This is a genomic window from Pseudomonas sp. SDO5271_S396 (assembly GCF_054071795.1).
In genome coordinates this window covers 165,637-186,559 of record NZ_JBSVWB010000002.1, presented here as the reverse complement: position 1 = coordinate 186,559, position 20,923 = coordinate 165,637, and the positions used below count along the sequence as shown (strand labels likewise).

Genomic DNA, 20,923 nt, shown 5'->3' with positions numbered 1-20,923 from the left:
TGACGGACTCAGCCGGAAATGCACTCTTCACCGGCCTTTTTAACGTCACCGGGGCGGATGGGCAGATTGGCCATGCTCTCGTAGAGCTTGATGCTGCTGCCGCTGGAGCGCTCTTCAATCACGAAAATAGCCGATGGATCGGCTGAAAATTTCTGCGGCACAATCACCCGAACACCATCCTTATGCGGTTCGATCTGCGGCGCGCGGCGTGTAGCCGAGAGTTTCTGCACCACGCACGCGGCATATTCCTGAGGTTTCTTTCCGGAAATGACCGACAACGTTGGCGGGGTCTGCTTGATATCTGCAACCGAAGCACATCCACCCAACGCCAAGGCCAGAACCAACACACGCCACTTCATATAAAACCTCCGATAAAGACCCTACGACCGCGGGGATGGTAATTTTCTCCCGCCCAAGTAGGATTTATCCCTGATAACACGGTAAATAACTGTTTTAAATTGTCGATGTCGTCGACGAGCGCCCGATAATTAACGCGCAGGGGCTGATAAACTCCATCTTAACCTACGTATCATTCTGATTTTTCAGAAAAAGCCCTTCTGGAGACACCCATGAAATTCATCCATCAGCGCGAGCACCTTAACGAGGGAGACATTGTCGTCATTGAATGCTCGCAGACTTGTAATATCCGTCTGATGAGCGATGCGAATTTTCGCAGCTTCAAGAACGGTGGCCGCCACACCTATCACGGCGGTGCTTTTGACAAGTTCCCCGCCAAGATCACCGCCCCCAGCACCGGCTTCTGGAACATCACGCTGGACGTGGTCACCCGCCGGGCCATCAGCGTCACCCGCAAGCCTGCCCTGGCCCACAAGATTCGTATCGTGCGTCGCACCACCTCCAAGCTGAGCTGAACCGACTAACGCACACCTACAGGAACACGTCGTGACTCCCACAACCAAATACGTCATCAAGTACAAACTCAACGGTGAACGCCGTTTTGAATTCGCCCAGTTGCAGAGCAACAGCGTGGAGGAAGCCAGGCAAGCGCTGGCAAAAATTCACGATGCCAGCGATGAAATCACCGATATCAATGTGAGCAAGGCGCTCTAACCCCATGCCCGGGCCCACTGCCGACCTGTTCGCCGATGACGCCCTGCAACAACCCGCCGGGCGCGAGCCAATAGGCGAGCAGTCCAGTGTGCTCAGGGGCTACGCCCTGCCCTGGATCGAACGTTTGCTCCCGGCATTGCGCCAGGTCCTGGCGCAATCACCCTTCCGTCAGATGACCACACCGGGTGGCCACCGCATGTCAGCCGCCTTGAGCAGTTGCGGTGCGCTGGGCTGGACCACTGACGCTTCCGGCTACCGCTACACTCCGACGGACCCGCGCAGCGGACACCCCTGGCCCGCCCTGCCCGATACCCTGCGCCAATTGGCGGTGCTGGCTGCCACAGAAGCGGGATTTATCGGCTTTGCGCCCGATGCCTGTCTGATCAACCGCTATGTGCCGGGGGCGAAGATGTCCTTGCATCAGGACCGGAATGAGCGCGACTACAGCGCGCCGGTGGTCTCGGTGTCGCTGGGACTGCCGGCGGTGTTCCTGTTTGGCGGCCATGCGCGCGGAGACAAGACACAGAAGATCTCGCTGTTCCACGGCGATGTGGTGGTCTGGGGCGGCGTCGATCGCCTGCGCTTCCATGGGGTGATGCCCGTCAAGGACGGCGTGCATGCTGTCATGGGCCCGCAACGCATCAACCTGACCTTTCGCACGGCGGGATAATTTGACCGCAAGCTTCGGAGTGTCCCCAGCGCCCTGCGCGGCTAATCTGCCCATGACCCGTCCAGAGTGCAGGCCATGAACACTGAACAAGATCCTCGCTGGGCCGCCATCCTGGCCCGCGACCCAAACGCCGATACGTTGTTTGTGTACGGCGTGAAAACCACCGGGGTGTATTGCCACGCCAGCAGCAGCGCACGCCGGCCACGCCCTGAAAACGTCGAATTCTTCGACACCCCCGAACAGGCCGAAGCTGCCGGTTATCGCCCGAACAAACGCGCGTCCGGCAACCGTTCCCAGCTGGCAGCTCACCACGCACAGTTGGTGGCCAGCGCCTGTCGTCGGATCGAACACGCCGAGACAGCCCCCAGTCTTGAGATGCTCGCGTCCGAGGCAGGCTTGAGCGCCTTCCACTTTCACCGGATCTTCAGATCGGTCACCGGGCTGACCCCCAAGGGTTATGCCCGCGCCCATCGCTCGCGCAAAGTGCGTGATGGCTTGAAAGGCAAGCAGTCCGTCACGCAAGCGCTGTACGACGCCGGTTTCAATTCCAACAGCCGCTTCTACGAGTCAGCCGACCAGGTGCTGGGCATGAAGCCCGGCGACTACAAGGCCGGCGGCGCGAATCGGGACATCTGGTTTGCGGTCGGTGAATGTTCATTGGGCGCGATTCTGGTGGCGCAGAGTCATCGCGGCGTCTGCGCAATCCTGCTCGGGGACGATCCAGAAACGCTGGTGCATGACCTGCAGGACCAATTTCCCAATGCCAACCTGTTGGGCGCCGATCCCGACTTCGAACAGTTGGTCGCCCAGGTCGTCGGTTTTATCGAAGCCCCGGCGCTAGGTTTGAACCTGCCACTGGATATGCGTGGCACGGCATTTCAGGAGCGGGTATGGCAAGCATTGCGTGATATCCCGGTGGGCAGCACCGCCAGCTACGCACAGATCGCCGAGCGTATCGGCGCGCCGAAGTCTTTCCGTGCCGTGGCCCAGGCATGCGGGGCCAATAGCCTGGCGGTGGCGATCCCCTGCCATCGAGTGGTGCGCAGCAACGGTGACCTCTCAGGCTACCGCTGGGGGGTGGAGCGCAAGCGTCAGTTGCTGGCGCGGGAAAACGACGCTTAAAGCTGCTTGCGCCGACGAAACTCGGCGACCTTATGGCGGTTGCCGCACAGCGCCATACTGCACCAGCGTCGCTTGTGGCCTTTGGTGCGGTCGTAGAACCACAGCACGCACTCGGGGTGCTCGCAGGTACGGATCAGGTTGAAGTCGCCGGCAACCAGCAGGCTCGCCGCCGCTTCAGCGATGGGCGACAGAAACTGCTCGGGGGTTTGTTGCTTGCGCTGGCGATCCAGACGCAGTTCACCGGGCGCAGGCCAGGCGAGTTGCGGATGGCTGACGGCCTTGCGCAGGAACGTGTTGAGCGCCGAAGGATCACCCTGCTCGCCAGCCTTGCGCTGCTCCAGCAAGGTGCGGATCACTTCCCGCAACCCTTTGGCAACGGCCAGCAAAGCCCCGGTCTCGAATACCGGCACCGTGCCCTCCTCGGCCCAGCCCAGACGTACCAGCCAACGCTCCACATCCGCGTCGCTCTGCCAGAACTCGAAAGGCGCACCCTCGACATTCGCTCGGGTGTTGAGCATATCGAGTACCGGATCGTCGGCAAGTACGTAGGGTTCCAAGGTTGGGGTCATGGCGGTTCGTTCCCGTGAAAACGCCGCCATGGTAACCCCTTTAAAACAATTTGAACAGTTACCTGTTTCAGCGATTCACATCTACCACCACCCTCCCGCGCAATTGACCGGCCAGCAACGCGGGCGCCGCCTCCAATGCTTCGCTCAAGCTGATTTCCTGCGTGATCAGTTGCAACAAGGATAAATCCAGGTCCTTGCCCAGGCGCTCCCAAGCCAGGATCCGCTGGGCCTTGGGCTGGGTCACGCTGTTGATGCCGGCCAGGGTCACGCCGCGCAGGATGAACGGCGCCACCGACGCCGGAAAGTCCATGCCCTGGGCCAACCCGCAGGCCGCCACGGTGCCATTGGCCTTGGTGGCCGCGCAGGCGTTGGCCAGGGTGTGGCTGCCAACCGAGTCGATCACCGCGGCCCAGCGCTCTTTCGCCAAGGGCTTGCCCGGGGCCGACAACGTGGCGCGGTCGATGATTTCACTCGCGCCCAGTTGCTCCAGGTACGCATGCTCGGAGGTGCGCCCGGTGGACGCCACGACGCGGTAGCCCAGGCGCGCCAGCAAGGCGATCGCAAAACTGCCGACGCCACCGTTGGCGCCGGTGACCAGTATTTCGCCCTGCTCAGGCGTCACGCCATTTTTTTCCAGCGCCAGGATGCAGAGCATCGCCGTATACCCGGCGGTGCCAATGGCCATCGCCTGGGCCGCAGTGAATGCCTTGGGCAGGGGGATCAGCCAGTTACCGTCCAGTCGCGCCTTCTGTGCCAGGCCGCCCCAGTGGCTTTCGCCGACGCCCCAACCATTGAGTACCACCTGATCGCCGGCGGTGTAGTCCGGGTGCGAACTGTGTTCGACAGTACCCGCCAGGTCGATGCCCGGCACCATGGGAAATGCACGCACCACCGGGCTGGATCCGGTAATCGCCAGGCCATCCTTGAAGTTCAGCGTGCTGTAGGCCACTCGCACCGTGACATCACCGTCAGGCAATTGGTCGTCGCTGATGGACTGCACCCTGGCCCGATAACCGTCCTGATCCTTCTCAATCAAAATGCCGTTGAACATGACGAACTCCTCGTTGGGGTGCTGAAACAAAACGCAGATATCCCCGTTCGTGCAATGTTTTTTTCTGCCGTTCGACTAAAGCCGCAGGCATCAAGTAACCCTATAAATTAATTTGACAGGTTACATTTTTCAGGGCAGTCTCGCCTCGACAAGTAACCCATCAAATCAATTTAACCAGTTACAAGAGGTGTTCGAGATGTCGGATCAAACCACCACCGTTCGTTACCAGCATGTGGATGCCGATGGCGTACGCGTGTTTTATCGGGAAGCCGGCGATCCAACCGCGCCGGTCATCTTGCTGCTGCACGGTTTTCCCAGCTCATCCCATATGTACCGGAATCTGATCCCGTTGCTGGCCACGCGCTTCCGGGTGATTGCGCCAGACTTGCCGGGCTTCGGCTTCAGCGAAGTACCCGCGGAACGCAACTATCACTACAGTTTCGATAACCTGGCGGTCACCATTGGCCATTTTGTCGATGCCTTGCAACTCAGCCGCTATGCCTTGTACGTCTTCGATTACGGCGCACCGGTGGGCCTGCGTCTGGCAGTGGCGCACCCGGAACGGGTCAGTGCGCTGGTTTCGCAGAACGGCAACGCTTATCTGGAAGGTCTGGGCGATGCCTGGGCACCCATTCGCACATATTGGGCCGATCCAAGCCAGGCTAACCGCGAGGTGATCCGCAACGCCGTGATCAGCCTGGAAGGCACGCGCTATCAGTACTTGCACGGGGTCGAACAACCGGAAAAGGTGGCCCCCGAGTCCTACATGCTCGATGTGCTGTTGATGCAGCGGCCCGGCAATGACGAGATCCAGCTGGACCTGTTCCTCGACTACCGCAACAACCTGACGCTCTACCCGGCCTTCCAGGCGTTCTTCAAGGCCAGCCAGGTACCGGCGCTGATCATCTGGGGTCAGAACGATCCGTTTTTCATTCCGCCCGGGGCTCATGCCTACAAAAACGACAACGCCAATGCCGTCGTGGAACTGCTGGATACCGGCCACTTTGCGCTGGAAACCCACGCCGCCCATATCGCCCAGCGTATTCATGAGGTATTGGGACAGGCCATCGACTGATGACCATTCACGAAATGCCTCTGTCGTCCAGTGAATAAAACAGACTGGCCGGGTGCCTGTGGCACTGTTACAACAGCGAAAAGCCTGACTAACGCTGGAGAAACATCCCATGAGCACCTGGCCAGACACCCGCATTCTCGACCTGCTGGGCATTGACGTGCCCATCATCCAGGCCCCCATGGCGGTCGGCACCACCACCGCCATGGTCATTGCCGCCAGCAGCGCTGGCGCCCTCGGTTCGCTGCCGGCAGCCGCGCTGAGCCTGGAGCAACTGCGTGAAGCCCTGACCGCCATCCGCCAGGCCAGCTCACGCCCGGTCAACGTCAACTTCTTCTGTCATCAACCACCGGCGGCGGACGAAGACCGTGATCGACGCTGGAAAGCACTGCTGGAACCCTATTACCGTGAGCTGGGCGCCGACTTTGATGCGCCCACACCCGTTTCCAACCGGGCGCCGTTCAACGACGCCGCCTGCCAAGTGATCGAAGCGTTTCGCCCCGAGGTGGTCAGTTTCCATTTCGGCCTGCCGGAACAATCGTTGCTGGACCGGGTGAAAGCCACCGGTGCCAAGGTGCTGTCCTCGGCCACCACCGTGGAAGAAGCGATTTGGCTGGAGCAGCATGGCTGCGATGCGATCATCGCCATGGGCAGCGAAGCGGGCGGGCACCGCGGGATGTTTCTCAGTGACGACCTCAACACCCAGATCGGCCTGTTCGCCCTGCTGCCGCAGGTCGTCGACGCGGTCAATGTGCCGGTGATTGCCGCCGGTGGCATTGGTGATGCGCGCGGCATCGTGGCGGCATTCGCCCTGGGGGCCTCGGCGGTTCAGATTGGCACCGCGTATCTGTTTACGCCTGAGGCCAACGTCACCCCATCCCACCACCATGCGCTGCGTCATGCTCAGGCCAGTGAAACCGCGCTGACCAACCTGTTCACCGGGCGCCCGGCGCGGGGCATCGTCAACCGTGTGATGCGCGAATTGGGGGCGATCAACCCTGCGGCGCCGGCGTTTCCCACCGCCGGTGGCGCCTTGATGTCGCTCAAGGCCAAGGATGAAGCCGGTTTCAGCAACCTGTGGTCCGGCCAGGCGCTGCGCCTGGGCAAAGACACCACAACTTATGAACTGACACGCCAACTGGCCGAGCAAGCACTGGCCAGGCTCAAGTAGAACTCACATCGCCAGCAACTTAGCACTGTACCGGCAATGGCCAACCGCTATATATTCCCATACATAGCGGTTGGGCCTTCTCTCTATAACAAGCCGTACACCCCTAAGGAGCTGCTTCATGATGATTCGCACCTCACGCCTGGCACCGACCGCCCTGGCCTCCCTGATTGCCGTGTTCGCCCTGGGTTCCGCCCAGGCCGATGAAGTGCAGGTAGCCGTGGCTGCCAACTTCACCGCACCGATTCAGGCCATCGCCGCCGACTTCGAAAAGGACACCGGCCACAAATTGGTCGCAGCCTACGGCGCCACTGGCCAGTTCTACACCCAGATCAAGAACGGTGCGCCGTTCGAAGTTTTCCTGAGCGCCGACGACACCACCCCGCTCAAACTTGAAACCGAAGGCGATACCGTCAAGGGTTCGCGCTTCACCTACGCCGTGGGCACCCTGGCACTGTGGTCGGCCAAAGAAGGCTACGTGGACGCCAAAGGCGAGGTGCTGAAGAAAAACGAGTTCAAACACCTGTCCATCGCCAACCCCAAAGCCGCACCCTACGGTCTGGCCGCCACCCAGGTACTGGCCAAGGAAGGCTTGACCGACCAGGTCAAGGACAAGCTCGTCGAAGGCCAGAACATCACCCAGGCCTATCAGTTCGTGTCCACCGGCAACGCCGAGCTGGGCTTCGTGGCCTTGTCGCAGATCTACAAAGACGGCAAAGTCAGCAGCGGTTCCGCGTGGATCGTCCCGGCCGCCCTGCATGATCCGATCAAACAGGACGCGGTGATCCTCAACAAAGGCAAGGACAGCGCCGCAGCCAAGGCACTGGTTGACTACCTCAAAGGGCCGAAAGCCGCCGCTGTTATCAAGTCCTACGGTTACGAGCTCTAAATGCCGCTATCGAGTGCCGATTTTTCCGCTATCTGGTTGACCCTCAAACTGGCGTCGTTAACCACCGTCATCTTGCTGGTCATCGGCACTCCGATTGCCCTGTGGCTGTCGCGCACCCGCTCCTGGTGGCGCGGCCCCATCGGTGCCGTCGTCGCCTTGCCGTTGGTGCTGCCGCCGACGGTCATCGGCTTTTACCTGCTGTTGACCATGGGTCCCAATGGCTATTTCGGCCAATTCACCCAATGGCTGGGCCTGGGCACCCTCACCTTCAGCTTCGCTGGGCTGGTGATCGGCTCGGTGATCTATTCCATGCCCTTTGTGGTGCAGCCGTTGCAAAACGCCTTCTCCGCAATCGGTACACGCCCCCTTGAAGTGGCCGCCACCTTGCGCGCCAACACCTGGGACACGTTCTTCACCGTGGTCCTGCCCCTGGCCCGTCCGGGCTTCGTCACCGCAGCCATCCTGGGGTTTGCCCACACCGTCGGCGAATTCGGCGTGGTGCTGATGATCGGCGGCAACATCCCGGACAAGACCCGCGTCGTCTCGGTGCAGATCTACGACCATGTCGAAGCCATGGAGTATGCCCAGGCCCATTGGCTGGCGGGGTCCATGGTGGTGTTCGCATTCCTCGTGTTGCTGGCGCTCTACTCCAGCCGTAAAACCAAGATGGGCTGGAGCTGACTGTAATGATCGATGTACGCCTGCAACTGAGCTATTCCGGTTTTGCCCTGGACGTGGACCTGCACCTGCCCGGCCGCGGCGTGACGGCGTTGTACGGGCATTCCGGCTCAGGCAAGACCACCTGCCTGCGCTGCATCGCCGGCCTGGAGCGCGCCGGGAACGGAGTCGTCCAGATCAACGACGAGGTGTGGCAAGACAGCCGCAGCGGACGATTCGTGCCCCCGCACAAACGCGCGCTGGGTTACGTGTTCCAGGAGGCCAGCCTGTTTCCACACTTGTCGGTGCGCGCCAACCTGGAGTTCGGCCTCAAGCGTATCGCCCCTGCCCAGCGCCGCGTGGACATGGCCCACGCCACCGAACTGCTGGGCATCGCTCACTTGCTCGAGCGCCATCCGCAACATTTGTCCGGCGGTGAGCGTCAACGCATCGGCATCGCCCGCGCCTTGTTGACCAGTCCACGCCTGTTGCTGATGGACGAGCCTTTGGCCGCCCTCGACAGCCAGCGCAAAGGCGAAATCCTGCCTTATCTGGAACGCCTGCATGACGAGTTGGATATTCCGGTGCTCTACGTGAGCCATGCCCAGGATGAAGTGGCGCGCCTGGCCGATCACATCGTGCTGCTCAGCGACGGCAAGGCCCTGGCCAGCGGCCCCATCGGCGAGACGTTGGCGCGACTCGACCTGCCCATGGCACTGGGGGACGATGCCGGCGTAGTGATCAATGGCACGGTCAGTGCCTACGACGCGCATTACCAGCTACTCACCCTGCAACTGCCCGCCAGCGCGCTGCAGATGCGCGTGGCCCATGCGCCCCTGGCCATCGGCAAGTCGTTGCGGTTCAAGGTGCAGGCACGGGACGTCAGCCTCAGCCGCCAGGCCGAAGAACACAGCAGCATCCTCAATCGCCTGCCGGTCACCGTGGTGCAGGAACTGGCCGCCGAAAACAACGCCCACGTACTGGTGCGCCTCGACGCCGGCGGCACGCCCCTGCTTGCCCGCATCACGCGTTTTTCCCGCGATCAGTTGCAACTCCAGCCCGGCCAGACGCTGTGGGCACAAATCAAGGCGGTGGCGGTGTTGGCGTAAACCTTTTGGCACGACCGCACGCCCGTGCGGTCAATCAGACATACCGGCCTGATGAGCTGCCAAGGAACCCGCACCATGTCCGACTCTGCGCTGCCCGCCGACCTGCATTACGTTGACGACACCCAACCGGGCATCCGCCGCAAAACCGTGCGCGGGGCTTTTCAGTACATCGATACCCAGGGCACGCGTATCACTGATGCGGCTGAAATCGAGCGCTTGAATGCCCTGGCGGTACCACCCGCCTACACCGATGTGTGGATCTGCGCCGACCCGCGTGGCCATCTGCAAGCTACCGGGCGCGACGCGCGCGGGCGCAAGCAGTATCGCTACCATGCGCGCTGGCGCGAGGTGCGCGACTCCGACAAATACGCACGCCTGCAAGCCTTCGGCAAGGCACTGCCCGCCTTGCGCAAGCAACTCGAAGCCCAGGTCGCATTGCCTGGCTTTACCCGGGAAAAAGTGCTGGCTACGGTGGTCCTGCTGCTGGATGCCACACTGATCCGCGTCGGCAACCCGCAGTACGCGCGGGACAACAAGTCCTACGGGCTGACGACACTGCGCAGTCGTCACGTAGGCATCAAGGGCAGTGAGATCAAGTTCCAGTTTCGCGGCAAGAGCGGCGTAGAGCACCAGGTCAGCGTCAAGGACCGGCGCCTGGCCACGGTGGTCAGACGCTGCCTCGAACTCCCCGGGCAGAATCTGTTCCAGTACCTGGATGAGCACGGTGAACGGCACACCGTCAGCTCCCATGACGTCAACGCCTACTTGCACAGCCTGACCGGCGCAGACTTCACCGCCAAAGACTATCGCACCTGGGCCGGCACGGCCTTGGCCCTTGCCGTGCTGCGCGAACTGGAATGGCAGCCTGAGTCCGACGCCAAGCGGCATGTGGTGGCTACGGTCAAAAGCGTGGCCAAGCAACTGGGCAATACACCGGCGGTATGCCGCAAATGCTACATCCATCCCGCCGTGCTGGAGCATTTCAGCCTGGGGCAATTGTCCCGGCTGCCCAAGCCACGGGTACGCAAGGGGCTCAAGGCCGAAGAAGTGGCACTGGCGATGTTCCTTGAACAGCTGGCCGAGGACTTGCCGAAGAAAGCCAAGGCGCGTTAGGCTCTGCCTCCCTTCTGCTCTCCCGGGATGACCGCTGACGTGAACAACTAAGCCTTCCAACATGTCTCTGCAACGAGCCGCCTGGCGCGCTTGTTGACCTGTCGAACATTGTTCTGGAGGTGCTGATGACTGACGTCAACCGGCTGCCCGTACTCGTTTCCCTGCAACATTTGTCGTTCCACTTCGCCGATGGCGAAGCCTTGTTGGACGATCTTTCGCTGTCCATCGATCACACCCCTACCGGCATCGTGGGCCGCAATGGTCGGGGCAAAAGTATCCTGGCCAAAATCATTGCCGGGCATCTGGCCGCATCTGCCGGCAAGCGGGATGGCACGCACAGCGTGGCGTATGTCCCCCAGAACGTGCGGATCGCGCCTGGCGACACGGTCGCCGATGTCGCCGGTGCTGCACCAATACTGGCCGCGCTGGCGCGGATGGCACAGGGCACGGCCTGTGTGGACGATATCGAGCTGATCGACGAGCGCTGGGACCTGGCCGAACGCCTGCGCAGTGCACTGGACGCCGCAGGCCTGGACAGTCTGGCGTTTGATCACGCCGCCGACACCCTGAGCGGCGGCCAACTGGCGCGGGTGGCGTTGATCGGCGCGCAATTGGCGAGCCCTCGTTTGCTGGTGCTGGACGAACCCAGCAACCATCTGGACAGCGCCGGGCGCGCCTGGTTATTTCAAGTACTGAAGGAATGGCGCGGTGGCCTGGTGGTGGTCAGTCATGATCGGCAGCTGTTGAATACCCTGCAACGTATCATCGAACTGTCGCCCCTTGGCGTGCGGCTGTACGGCGGCAATTACGACGCCTATCGTCAACAGTGCGACACTGAACAGCACGCTGCCGTAGCCGCGCTGGAACATGCGCGTCTGGAACGCAGCCGCGAACGCCGACGGCTGCAAAAAGACCACGACACCCTGCAACGCAACGCGGCCCGCTCGCGCAAACACGCCGAAACCGCCAATGTCGACCGTTTTACCCAGGCCCGCTGGAAAGGCGCCGCCACCGAAATCGTCAGCGCGGTGCGCAGCGCCCACCGGCAACACAAGCACACGCTGGATGCCCAGGTGCGCCAGGCTTATGAACGCGTTCAGGATCAATTGCCCACCCTGCTGGCGCTGCCCGCGTCAGTGGTGCCCAATGGCCGGCAAGTGCTGGCGCTTGAGGACGTGCAACTGCCCTGGCTGCCGGCCATCCCCCTCAACGTCCAGTTGACCGGCCCGGTGCGCGTTGCCGTCCGCGGGCCGAACGGTTGCGGCAAATCCACTCTCCTCAAGCTACTGGCCGGCGAATTGCAAGCGCTGAGCGGAGCATGCCGCGTGCAAGTGCCCACGGCCTATATCGACCAGCACCTCACCCTGTTGGATGACCGGCGCTCCATCGTCGAACAGCTCAACCTGCTCGACACGCCACTGGCTGAAGCCGAACTGCGCACCCGCCTGGCGCTGCTGCAGCTGGATGCTCTGCGCGTGACGCAACCGGCCGGCCAACTCAGCGGTGGTGAACGCTTGAAGGCGGCCATGGCAATTGCCTTGTGGCGCGAAACCCCGGCGCAACTGCTGTTGCTGGACGAGCCCACCAACCACCTGGACCTTGAATCGGTGATTGCCTTTGAACAGGCTTTGCAAGGCTTTACCGGTGCAATGCTGGTGGTCTCTCACGACGAGGCGTTCATTCAGGCAATCAAGCCCACCCACTGCCTGGTCTGGCAACCCAGGGGCTGGCAATTGGCGAGTGTCTGAGGGCATTGCACCGGTGCGCGAAGCGGCCTACGGTAATGGCCGGATAATCTCACCGAGGAGCCGACCCCATGCTGCCTTCACCCCGCCAGCCTTACGCCAACGCAGCGCTCGCCCATCGACAACGATGGCGCGGGCGCATTGGCCTGATGCTGGTGGCCAGCCTGTCGGTACTGGCGGGCATGACGGACGCCATCGGGTTCATGGCCAGCGGCGATTTTGTGTCCTTCATGAGCGGCAATACCACACGCCTCGCCGTGGCGATCAGTACCGGCGACCCTGGCCTGAGCCTGCATCTGTTATTGCTGGTGGCGACCTTCGTGGTCGGCAATGCCTTGGGTGTGATCGTGAGCCGCCTCGGTCGACGGCACGCCTTGCCCTTGCTGCTCTGCATCGCCGCCCTGCTCTGTGCCGGTGCGCTGCTGCCCCAGGGCAACTCATTGGCCGCCCTGCTGTCGGCGATCATTGCCATGGGCATGCTCAATGCGGCGGTGGAAGAGGTCAATGGTTTGCCCGTGGGCCTCACCTACGTTACCGGTGCGCTGTCACGGTTTGGCCGTGGTCTGGGCCGATGGATGCTGGGCGAACGGCGCAACGGTTGGCGGGTGCAACTGGTGCCCTGGGCGGGCATGTTTGCCGGTGCGGTACTCGGGGCGCTGCTGGAGCGGCATTGGGGGCTCGGGGCCTTGCTGGCCAGTGCTGTGCTTGCAGCTTTGCTGGGGCTGGTGTCGCTGAATATTCCGCGACGCTGGCACCTGGGGTATATGCCACGGTGATTCGAGGAAGGATGCCCGCCCGACTGTCCAGCCTCGACATCCGTGTACTGGTAAAGAGCCATCATGCCGGGCGAGCGAGGTGAATCATAAGCGAATGTCCGGAGGATGTCCTGCCGGGCATTTCCTGAAAGCACTAAGGCAACGGATTACAAACACGTCGCCAGGGCTGCCAGGCGGCGCTTGGCCGGCAACGTATCTTCACTGGCGTAATATTTGACCGTCGAGCCTGCGCCGGCGCTTTGCACATCGACGAAGTAGTCACCCGCCGTGGTGTAGACGGTAAAACCACCGGCGCCGATCGGCTCCTTGAAACCACCGGCGTCCACGCCGAATACAGACTCATCCTGCCAGCCGAACTGGATGCATTCGACGATCACCAGCGTGGCCTTGTCCGAAGCCAGGGTCTTGTAGGGAGTGCCGGCGCGCGCTTCTTTCATCTTCGAGCTCGCGCAACCGGCCAGTGTGGCCACTACCAATGCGCCCATTACCAGCTTGTGCATGCCATCGCTTCCTTGAAAAAAACGCGACTCTACCATTTGTGCGTACCGCACAGGCTGGCGCACACGCTGGCTGGATGAATTTAGTTTCACTGTGAAGGGATGACGTGGCCTCTATAGTGGCCACGCTCATTTTTAGAAGTCTCCCTTCGGCCCGCTCTCCCGCGGGCTTTTTTTCGTCCGGCGTTCAGAACTACCAGCGGAACAGGTAGAACAGCGCCATGCTCAGCAACACGGTGATCAGCACGTTGCGGGTCCAGAACATCAACGCCACCGCGCTGATACCTGCCAGCAGGTAGGGATTGGTCGGGCTGAGGTTGAGGTGATGGTCGGCGAGAAAAATGATCGGTCCGCAGATCGCCGTGAGCATGCCCGGCACAGCAAACCCGAGAAACTTCCGCGCGCCGCGATTGAGTCGCACCGGCAGGCGCGGCTCGATAAACAGGTAGCGGTTAAGGAACACCGCCAGGCCCATGGCCACAATCATCACGTAGATCATCGCTGTCCCACTCCCAATCGCTTGCAGGCAAAGCCTGCGCTCATACCCAGCACGCCGGACACCACCACCGCCGATTCCCAATGCAGGAAACTCAGCCACACCGAAAACAGCAGCGACACGGCCACGCACACCACGGTCGGCACGTCGCGCACCACCGGGGTGATCAAGGCGATAAAGGTCGCTGCGATGGAAAACTCCAGGCCCAGTTGATCGAGGCCCGGGATACTTTTGCCCAGCACGATGCCGGCCAGGGTGAACAGGTTCCAGGCGATGTAAAACGTCAGGCCCACGCCCAGGGCGTACCAGCGATTGAAGGTCTCGCGGTCATGGTGGCTGACCAGGGCGAAGAACTCGTCAGTCAGCAAAAAGCCCAGGCTCATGCGCCAACGGGTCTTGAGCGGCGACAGAATCGGGCGCAAATGCATGCCGTACAGCAAATGCTGGGAGGTCAGCAGCAAGGTGGTCAACAGAATCGAAATCAGGCTGGCGCCACTCTTGACCATCCCAATCGCAACCAGCTGCGCCGCGCCGGCAAACACGATGGCTGACAACCCCTGGGCCTGTAGCGGTGTGAACTGCGCGTCGATGGCCATGGAGCCGGCCAGCAGCCCCCACGGCGCGCACGCCAACGACAAGGGGATGACAGCGATCGCGCCACGGGCGAACGCGTAATGAGGCAAGGCGGTAGACATGGAAACGGCTCATCGACAGACAGTCGACAAGCATGCCAGCGCAACACGGGTGCTGTCTTGAACGATCTTGCTCAGGCCAGCTTGACCGACACCTGCTCCACCGAGTCCCTCGCTTCGCGCAATTCGTAGGCGTCCTGGTTGAGCCGGTGAATGGTGTTGAGCAGCCGCTGACGCAGCACTTCATCGCCGAGTTTTTCGACGGCGCGCATCAGGTCGAATGCCGCGGTTTCGTTGTTGTCCGCGACGGAATCGAGGGTCTTGCGCAGATTGCGAGTGGCACGGGTCACGCGGGGTCTTCCTTCATCAGCAATGGGCAGGCACTTTAGGACATGCGTGTTTCATTTTAATTTCAAAGACTTGTGATGAGTTCCCAAGCCGTTGATTCAGGTCAATTGAAACAGAGTTTGACCAATACATATGGATATCCGTATATTCGAATTATCAAATATGGAACCCCAACCATGCCTGACTCCCTCTCTGTACCCACGCTGTTCAAATGCCTGGCCGATGCCACCCGTGCCCGCCTGACGCTCTTGATCCTGCGCGAAGGCGAACTTTGCGTATGCGAACTGATCCATGCCTTGGATGACAGCCAGCCAAAAATTTCCCGGCACCTGGCGCAATTGCGCAGTTGCGGGTTATTGGTCGACCGTCGCCAAGGCCAATGGATCTATTACCGCATCAATCCGGCGCTGCCCGACTGGGTATTCGCCGTGCTGCACACCACCCTGCAAGCCAACCAGCCATGGTTGCACAACGACGCACAGCGCCTGAGTGCAATGGGCGACAGACCACAACGGACCAGTACCTGCTGCTGAGCCATCGGAGCCTTTCTACATGCTTGTCGCGATTGCCATTTTCATCTTCACCATCGTATTGGTCATCTGGCAGCCCAAGGGATTGGGCGTGGGTTGGAGTGCCACGCTGGGTGCCATTCTGGCCCTGGCTTGCGGGGTCATCAGCCTGGCGGACATCCCGGTGGTGTGGCACATCATCTGGAATGCCACTGCCACATTTGTAGCGTTGATCATCATCAGTCTGCTGTTGGACGAAGCCGGTTTCTTCGCGTGGACTGCCCTGCATGTGGCGCGCTGGGGACGTGGGCGCGGGCGGCGATTGTTTGCCTATATGGTGCTGCTGGGTGCGCTGGTCTCGGCGCTGTTCGCCAATGACGGCGCGGCGTTGATCCTCACCCCCATCGTGATGTCGATGCTGCTGGCCCTGCGCTTTTCCCCGGCGGCCACACTGGCGTTCGTGATGGGCGCAGGGTTTATCGCCGACACGGCGAGCCTGCCGCTGGTGGTATCGAACCTGGTGAACATCGTCTCGGCGGACTACTTCAAGATCGGTTTCAACGAATACGCAGCCGTGATGGTGCCGGTCAACCTGGTGAGTGTCGCGGCGACGCTGGCGGTGCTGCTGTGGTTCTTCCGCCGTGACATTCCGAAGGCCTATAACCCGGCCAACCTTGAAGAACCTGCCCATGCCATCCACGACCGTGGGACCTTTCGCGCAGGCTGGTGGGTACTGGGCATCCTGCTGGTCGGCTGCTTCGCCCTGGAACCGTTGGGCATTCCCATCAGCGCAATCTCCTCCGTGTGCGCCGTGCTGTTGTTGGTGATCGCCGCCAAGGGCCACACCATCTCCACGCGCAAAGTACTGAAAGAAGCCCCCTGGCAGATCGTGATCTTCTCTCTGGGCATGTACCTGGTGGTCTACAGCTTGCGCAACGCCGGTCTCACCACCTACCTGGCGACCTGGCTGGACACCTTCGCCACTTATGGCGTGTGGGGTGCCGCCCTGGGCACGGGGGTGCTGACGGCCCTGCTGTCCTCAGCGATGAACAACCTGCCAACGGTGCTGATCGGCGCACTGTCCATCGAATCCAGCCACGCCGTGGGCGTGGTCAAGGACGCAATGATCTACGCCAACGTGATCGGCAGCGACCTGGGGCCAAAAATCACCCCCATCGGCAGCCTCGCCACCTTGCTGTGGCTGCATATCCTGGCGCGCAAGGGCATCACCATCACTTGGGGCTACTACTTCAAGGTTGGCATTGTGCTGACCCTGCCCGTCTTGCTGATCACCCTCGCCACCCTCGCCTTGCGCTTGAGCTTCTAACGGAGAAGACGTCATGAAAGTCCTGTTCATGTGTACCGCCAACAGCTGTCGCAGCATCTTGTCCGAAGCCGTGTTCAACCACCTCGCACCACCCGGCTTCGAAGCGATCAGCTCCGGCAGCTTCCCCAAGGGCCAAGTGCTGCCGCGCAGCCTCAGCACCTTACAGGCGGCGGGTATCAATACCGAGGGTTTGTACAGCAAAGGCAATGACGCCTTCGAAGGCAGCCCGCCGGACATCGTGATTACCGTGTGCGACAAAGCGGCGGGTGAAGCCTGCCCCGTGTACTTCGGGCCTGCGTTGAAGGCGCATTGGGGCCTTGAAGATCCATCCGACGTACACGGCGACGAGGCAAGCACCCAGGCCGCGTTCAACGCCACACTGGACATCATCACCGCCCGTTGTCGCGCATTCCTGGCCCTGCCCTTCGGCGGCTTGAGTGCTGACGCGTTGAAGGTGGAACTCGAACGTATTGCACAGTTGTCTTGAAAGCGCACCCGATCAGGTCTTTGAAGTTATATAACCCATAACTTCAATTGCCCTTTATCTGAATAAACTCTGAACGGCTGGTTATTTAACTCATCATGCATTGACAATTTGCAACCCGCTAAGTAGATTGCCCGTGCCCGCAACCAGGGCCTTTTTTCAACCTCACAAAAGAAGCCAATGGACACAGTATCTAGTCGCTGCCCGAGCACCGCTTTCGCGGGCATCGGGCGCCAAACCCAGAATATGACAGGACTCGCCTGCCCGGTCCGGTAAGCTGCGCTAGAGCTCGATGCTCCACGTAACTGCCTCGCCGGTCGCCTGTCCGGTCCCGAGGTGTGTTATGACCTTCCAAACCTTTGTTTTCGATGTACCCCTGCTGGTCGCTGCCCTGCGCGCCCGGCTGTGCCGCGCACCCGCAGGCTTTGCCCCGGCCCGCGCGGCCTTTACTGCCACACCCTCCCCTCAAGTGCGTCCGGCTCCACCGCGGGCGCACTGGCGTATCTGCCCTGAAAGCGGCCAGCTGGTGCAGCACTGGGATCACGCCGACACTCAAGACCCGCAGAGACCCCGGGTTTCCCGCGTGGCCCAGGCCAGCCTGATGCTCGATCTGTACCTGAGCGCTCGCGCAGCCTGAACCTGCTGGAAACAGCAACTTTCACTGAATAACCTGGAGTTCTCCATGAACTATTCCAGTTGTAGTTCGCTGCGCGTTAGTTAACTAACGCTCCAGCAAAAGCCATACCAATACATTATTGAAACCGATCGCGAAGTTAGCGACTCGGCATGCTTTCGCTCGCCTGCAGTCAGGTAAGTAACGGGTATGTTTTGTCGAAAATGGGCGACAGGAGTACAGACAATGAGCGCCGTAAAAAACCCGCCGCTGCACAAGAAAAATGGCACCGACGCCGACACCAGACTGTCGATGCGTGCCGCCCGCGAAGCCCGGAACGGCCTGTCGGCCACCCTGGCCAATGTCCGCGCCACCCAGGATGGCCTGACCGAGTTGGACGCCGCCGCGCGCCTGCAACGGGAAGGTCACAACGAAGTCGCCCATGACAAGCCGCCACATGCGCTGATCCAGTTCCTGCAGGCACTCAACAACCCGTTCATCTACGTGTTGCTGACCCTGGGCGGCATCAGCTTCTTCACTGACTGCTGGCTGCCGATGCAGGAAGGTGAAGACGCCGATCCCACCAAAGTCATCATCATCATGACCATGGTGCTGCTCAGCAGCCTGTTGCGTTTCTGGCAGGAACACCGTTCGGCCAAGTCCGCCGAAGCCCTGAAGGCCATGGTGCGCACCACCGCCACGGTATTGCGCCGTGAACAGGTGGGCGCCCAGCCAACCCTGCGGGAAGTGCCGATGCGCGACCTGGTGGCCGGCGACATCGTGCAACTGTCTGCCGGCGACATGATCCCGGCGGATATTCGCCTGATCGAATCCCGCGACCTGTTTATCAGCCAGGCCGTGCTGACCGGCGAAGCCTTGCCGGTGGAAAAGTACGACACCCTCGGTGACGTCACGCAAAAATCCGCAACGCCCCTGGCGGCTGACCAAAACAACCTGCTGGACCTGCCCAACATCTGCTTCATGGGCACCAACGTGGTCAGCGGCCGGGCCAAGGCCGTGGTGGTGGCTACCGGGCCACGGACCTACTTCGGCTCCCTGGCCAAGGCGATTGTCGGCTCCCGGGTACAAACCGCGTTCGACCGTGGGGTGAACAGCGTCAGCTGGCTGCTGATCCGCTTCATGCTGGTGATGGTGCCGATCGTGTTCCTGCTCAACGGCTTCTCCAAAGGCGACTGGGGTGACGCGTTCCTGTTCGCTCTGGCGGTGGCGGTGGGTCTCACCCCGGAAATGCTGCCGATGATCGTCAGCGCCAACCTGGCCAAGGGCGCCACGGCCATGGCCAAGCGCAAAGTGGTGGTCAAGCGCCTCAACGCGATCCAGAACTTCGGCTCGATGGACGTGCTGTGCACCGACAAGACCGGCACCCTGACCCAGGACAAGATCATCCTCGAACACCACGTCAACGCCTTCGGCCAGCGCGATGATGCCGTGCTGTCCCTGGCCTGGCTCAACAGCCACCACCAAAGCGGCATGAAGAACCTGATGGACCAGGCGGTGGTGGAGTTCTCCGAGCAGAACCCCAAGTTCAAGGTGCCGTTCGCCTACAGCAAGGTCGATGAATTGCCGTTCGACTTCGTACGCCGTCGCCTGTCGATCGTGGTCAAGGACGCCGCCGAAGACCAACTACTGGTGTGCAAAGGCGCCGTGGAAGAGATGCTGAGCATTTCCACCCATGTCATGGAGTCGGGTGCCGCTGTACCGCTGGACGAGCGTCGCCGCGAAGAATTGCTGGCGATTGCCAACGACTACAACGAAGACGGTTTCCGTGTGTTGGTGGTTGCGACTCGCCACATTCCCAAATCCCTGGCGCGCCAGCAGTACACTACCGCCGACGAGCGTAATCTGGTCATCCACGGCTTCCTGACGTTCCTCGACCCGCCGAAAGAAACCGCCGGCCCGGCGATTGCCGCACTGCAACAGATTGGCGTGGCGGTAAAAGTGCTGACCGGCGACAACGCCGTAGTCACCAGCAAGATCTGCCGCCAGGTCGGCCTGGAACCCGGCCAGCCCCTGCTGGGTGCTGAAATCGAGGCCATGGACGACGCTACGCTGGCACGCCGTGTGGAAGAACGTACCGTGTTCGCCAAACTGACGCCGCTACAGAAATCCCGCGTGCTCAAGGCGCTGCAAGCCAATGGTCACACCGTGGGGTTCCTCGGTGACGGTATCAACGACGCACCGGCGTTGCGGGATGCCGACGTGGGCATCTCGGTGGACAGCGGCACCGATATCGCCAAGGAATCGGCCGACATCATCCTGTTGGAAAAGAGCCTGATGGTGCTGGAAGAAGGTGTGCTCAAAGGCCGCGAAACCTTCGGCAATATCATGAAGTACCTGAACATGACCGCCAGCTCCAACTTCGGCAACGTGTTCTCGGTGCTGGTGGCCAGTGCGTTCATCCCGTTCCTGCCGATGCTGTCGATCCACCTGCTGTTGCAGAACCTGATGTACGACATCTCCCAGCTGGCCTTGCCGTGGGACAAGATGGACAAGGAATACCTGGCCAAGCCACGCAAGTGGGATGCGAAAAACATCGGTCGCTTCATGATCTGGATCGGGCCGACTTCGTCGATCTTCGACATCACCACCTTTGCGCTGATGTGGTTCGTGTTCGCGGCCAACAGTGTGGAAGTGCAGACGCTGTTCCAGTCGGGCTGGTTCATTGAGGGGCTGCTCTCGCAAACCCTGGTGGTGCATATGTTGCGCACGCGCAAGGTGCCATTCTTCCAGAGCACCGCCGCCTGGCCGGTGTTGATGATGACCTGTGTGGTGATCGTGCTGGGGATCTACGTACCGTTCTCGCCGCTGGGCGCCCTGGTGGGGCTGCAACCGCTGCCATTGGCGTACTTCCCGTGGCTGGTCGGCACCTTGCTGAGCTACTGCTGCGTGGCCCAACTGATGAAGACGATCTACATCCGCCGCTTCAAGCAGTGGTACTGATCTCCCCGCCGTTTAAACGGTGGCAGTCGCCCGACCGCCACCGT

The 20,923-nt window shown here is 61.3% G+C and carries 24 protein-coding genes; 17 read left to right on the top strand and 7 right to left on the bottom strand.

Annotated elements, in window-relative coordinates:
• Window positions 1-8: 8 nt before the first annotated feature.
• The gene (locus ACW9IN_RS02560) at window positions 9-359 is read right to left on the bottom strand and encodes a hypothetical protein (protein ID WP_457364412.1); all 351 of its coding nucleotides are present in this window, start codon (window positions 357-359) and stop codon (window positions 9-11) included.
• Window positions 360-569: 210 nt separating this feature from the next.
• On the opposite strand from ACW9IN_RS02560, the gene ACW9IN_RS02555 reads away from it, so the two are divergent.
• The 4 genes from ACW9IN_RS02555 (at window position 570) to ada (ending at window position 2,863) form a co-directional block, all read left to right on the top strand.
• Window positions 570-872, top strand: a complete 303-nt coding sequence (locus ACW9IN_RS02555) for a DUF1883 domain-containing protein (RefSeq protein WP_457364411.1) — start codon at window positions 570-572, stop codon at window positions 870-872.
• Between the two features lie 31 nt (window positions 873-903).
• On the top strand, window positions 904-1,071 hold the full coding sequence (locus ACW9IN_RS02550; protein WP_457364410.1) for a hypothetical protein: 168 nt from the start codon (window positions 904-906) through the stop codon (window positions 1,069-1,071).
• 4 nt (window positions 1,072-1,075) lie between these two features.
• Entirely contained in the window at window positions 1,076-1,741 is a 666-nt protein-coding gene (alkB, locus tag ACW9IN_RS02545) for a DNA oxidative demethylase AlkB (protein WP_457364409.1), read from the top strand.
• A 75-nt stretch (window positions 1,742-1,816) separates the two neighbouring features.
• Entirely contained in the window at window positions 1,817-2,863 is a 1,047-nt protein-coding gene (gene ada, locus ACW9IN_RS02540) for a bifunctional DNA-binding transcriptional regulator/O6-methylguanine-DNA methyltransferase Ada (protein ID WP_457364408.1), read from the top strand.
• Here the strand turns inward: ada and ACW9IN_RS02535 are convergent.
• A complete protein-coding gene (locus tag ACW9IN_RS02535; protein WP_457364407.1) occupies window positions 2,860-3,432 on the bottom strand; it encodes a CGNR zinc finger domain-containing protein in 573 nt (190 codons plus the stop codon). The genes ada and ACW9IN_RS02535 overlap by 4 nt on opposite strands.
• A 67-nt stretch (window positions 3,433-3,499) precedes the next feature.
• Entirely contained in the window at window positions 3,500-4,483 is a 984-nt protein-coding gene (gene acuI, locus ACW9IN_RS02530) for an acrylyl-CoA reductase (NADPH) (RefSeq protein WP_457364406.1), read from the bottom strand.
• Window positions 4,484-4,679: 196 nt separating this feature from the next.
• On the opposite strand from acuI, the gene ACW9IN_RS02525 reads away from it, so the two are divergent.
• From ACW9IN_RS02525 to ACW9IN_RS02490, 8 genes are all read left to right on the top strand, one after another.
• Window positions 4,680-5,558 (top strand): alpha/beta fold hydrolase, encoded by an 879-nt coding sequence (locus tag ACW9IN_RS02525; RefSeq protein WP_457364405.1) that lies wholly within the window; start codon window positions 4,680-4,682, stop codon window positions 5,556-5,558.
• A 109-nt stretch (window positions 5,559-5,667) separates the two neighbouring features.
• On the top strand, window positions 5,668-6,726 hold the full coding sequence (locus tag ACW9IN_RS02520; RefSeq protein ID WP_457364404.1) for an NAD(P)H-dependent flavin oxidoreductase: 1,059 nt from the start codon (window positions 5,668-5,670) through the stop codon (window positions 6,724-6,726).
• Window positions 6,727-6,844: 118 nt separating this feature from the next.
• The gene (gene modA, locus ACW9IN_RS02515) at window positions 6,845-7,612 is read left to right on the top strand and encodes a molybdate ABC transporter substrate-binding protein (protein WP_457364403.1); all 768 of its coding nucleotides are present in this window, start codon (window positions 6,845-6,847) and stop codon (window positions 7,610-7,612) included.
• On the top strand, window positions 7,613-8,293 hold the full coding sequence (gene modB / locus ACW9IN_RS02510) for a molybdate ABC transporter permease subunit (protein ID WP_457364402.1): 681 nt from the start codon (window positions 7,613-7,615) through the stop codon (window positions 8,291-8,293).
• A gap of 5 nt (window positions 8,294-8,298) precedes the next feature.
• Window positions 8,299-9,378: a molybdenum ABC transporter ATP-binding protein gene (gene modC, locus ACW9IN_RS02505; protein WP_457364401.1), complete on the top strand. Its 1,080-nt coding sequence runs from the start codon at window positions 8,299-8,301 to the stop codon at window positions 9,376-9,378.
• A gap of 75 nt (window positions 9,379-9,453) precedes the next feature.
• Window positions 9,454-10,491 (top strand): DNA topoisomerase IB, encoded by a 1,038-nt coding sequence (locus ACW9IN_RS02500; RefSeq protein ID WP_457364400.1) that lies wholly within the window; start codon window positions 9,454-9,456, stop codon window positions 10,489-10,491.
• A gap of 125 nt (window positions 10,492-10,616) precedes the next feature.
• On the top strand, window positions 10,617-12,239 hold the full coding sequence (locus tag ACW9IN_RS02495) for an ABC-F family ATP-binding cassette domain-containing protein (RefSeq protein ID WP_457364399.1): 1,623 nt from the start codon (window positions 10,617-10,619) through the stop codon (window positions 12,237-12,239).
• Window positions 12,240-12,307: 68 nt separating this feature from the next.
• On the top strand, window positions 12,308-13,012 hold the full coding sequence (locus ACW9IN_RS02490; protein WP_457364398.1) for a YoaK family protein: 705 nt from the start codon (window positions 12,308-12,310) through the stop codon (window positions 13,010-13,012).
• A 146-nt stretch (window positions 13,013-13,158) separates the two neighbouring features.
• Here ACW9IN_RS02490 and ACW9IN_RS02485 read toward each other — a convergent pair whose 3' ends face one another.
• The 4 genes from ACW9IN_RS02485 to ACW9IN_RS02470 form a co-directional block, all read right to left on the bottom strand.
• The gene (locus ACW9IN_RS02485; protein ID WP_457364397.1) at window positions 13,159-13,512 is read right to left on the bottom strand and encodes a hypothetical protein; all 354 of its coding nucleotides are present in this window, start codon (window positions 13,510-13,512) and stop codon (window positions 13,159-13,161) included.
• Between the two features lie 190 nt (window positions 13,513-13,702).
• Window positions 13,703-14,008 carry an AzlD domain-containing protein gene (locus ACW9IN_RS02480; RefSeq protein ID WP_457364396.1) on the bottom strand — a complete coding sequence of 102 codons (306 nt, stop codon included), beginning with the start codon at window positions 14,006-14,008 and terminating at the stop codon, window positions 13,703-13,705.
• On the bottom strand, window positions 14,005-14,700 hold the full coding sequence (locus ACW9IN_RS02475; RefSeq protein ID WP_457364395.1) for an AzlC family ABC transporter permease: 696 nt from the start codon (window positions 14,698-14,700) through the stop codon (window positions 14,005-14,007). Before ACW9IN_RS02475 ends, ACW9IN_RS02480 begins: the two co-directional genes overlap by 4 nt.
• A gap of 71 nt (window positions 14,701-14,771) precedes the next feature.
• Complete coding sequence (locus ACW9IN_RS02470; protein WP_078742613.1) at window positions 14,772-14,987, bottom strand: hypothetical protein; 216 nt, start codon at window positions 14,985-14,987, stop codon at window positions 14,772-14,774.
• Between the two features lie 174 nt (window positions 14,988-15,161).
• Here ACW9IN_RS02470 and ACW9IN_RS02465 point away from each other — a divergent pair, with 174 nt between their 5' ends.
• From ACW9IN_RS02465 to mgtA, 5 genes are all read left to right on the top strand, one after another.
• Window positions 15,162-15,518 carry a metalloregulator ArsR/SmtB family transcription factor gene (locus tag ACW9IN_RS02465; protein WP_457364394.1) on the top strand — a complete coding sequence of 119 codons (357 nt, stop codon included), beginning with the start codon at window positions 15,162-15,164 and terminating at the stop codon, window positions 15,516-15,518.
• 19 nt (window positions 15,519-15,537) lie between these two features.
• Entirely contained in the window at window positions 15,538-16,821 is a 1,284-nt protein-coding gene (locus ACW9IN_RS02460; protein ID WP_457364393.1) for an arsenic transporter, read from the top strand.
• A 13-nt stretch (window positions 16,822-16,834) separates the two neighbouring features.
• Complete coding sequence (locus tag ACW9IN_RS02455; RefSeq protein WP_457364392.1) at window positions 16,835-17,308, top strand: arsenate reductase ArsC; 474 nt, start codon at window positions 16,835-16,837, stop codon at window positions 17,306-17,308.
• 340 nt (window positions 17,309-17,648) lie between these two features.
• A complete protein-coding gene (locus ACW9IN_RS02450; RefSeq protein ID WP_457364391.1) occupies window positions 17,649-17,942 on the top strand; it encodes a hypothetical protein in 294 nt (97 codons plus the stop codon).
• 222 nt (window positions 17,943-18,164) lie between these two features.
• Entirely contained in the window at window positions 18,165-20,879 is a 2,715-nt protein-coding gene (gene mgtA, locus ACW9IN_RS02445) for a magnesium-translocating P-type ATPase (protein ID WP_457364390.1), read from the top strand.
• Window positions 20,880-20,923: the final 44 nt, after the last annotated feature.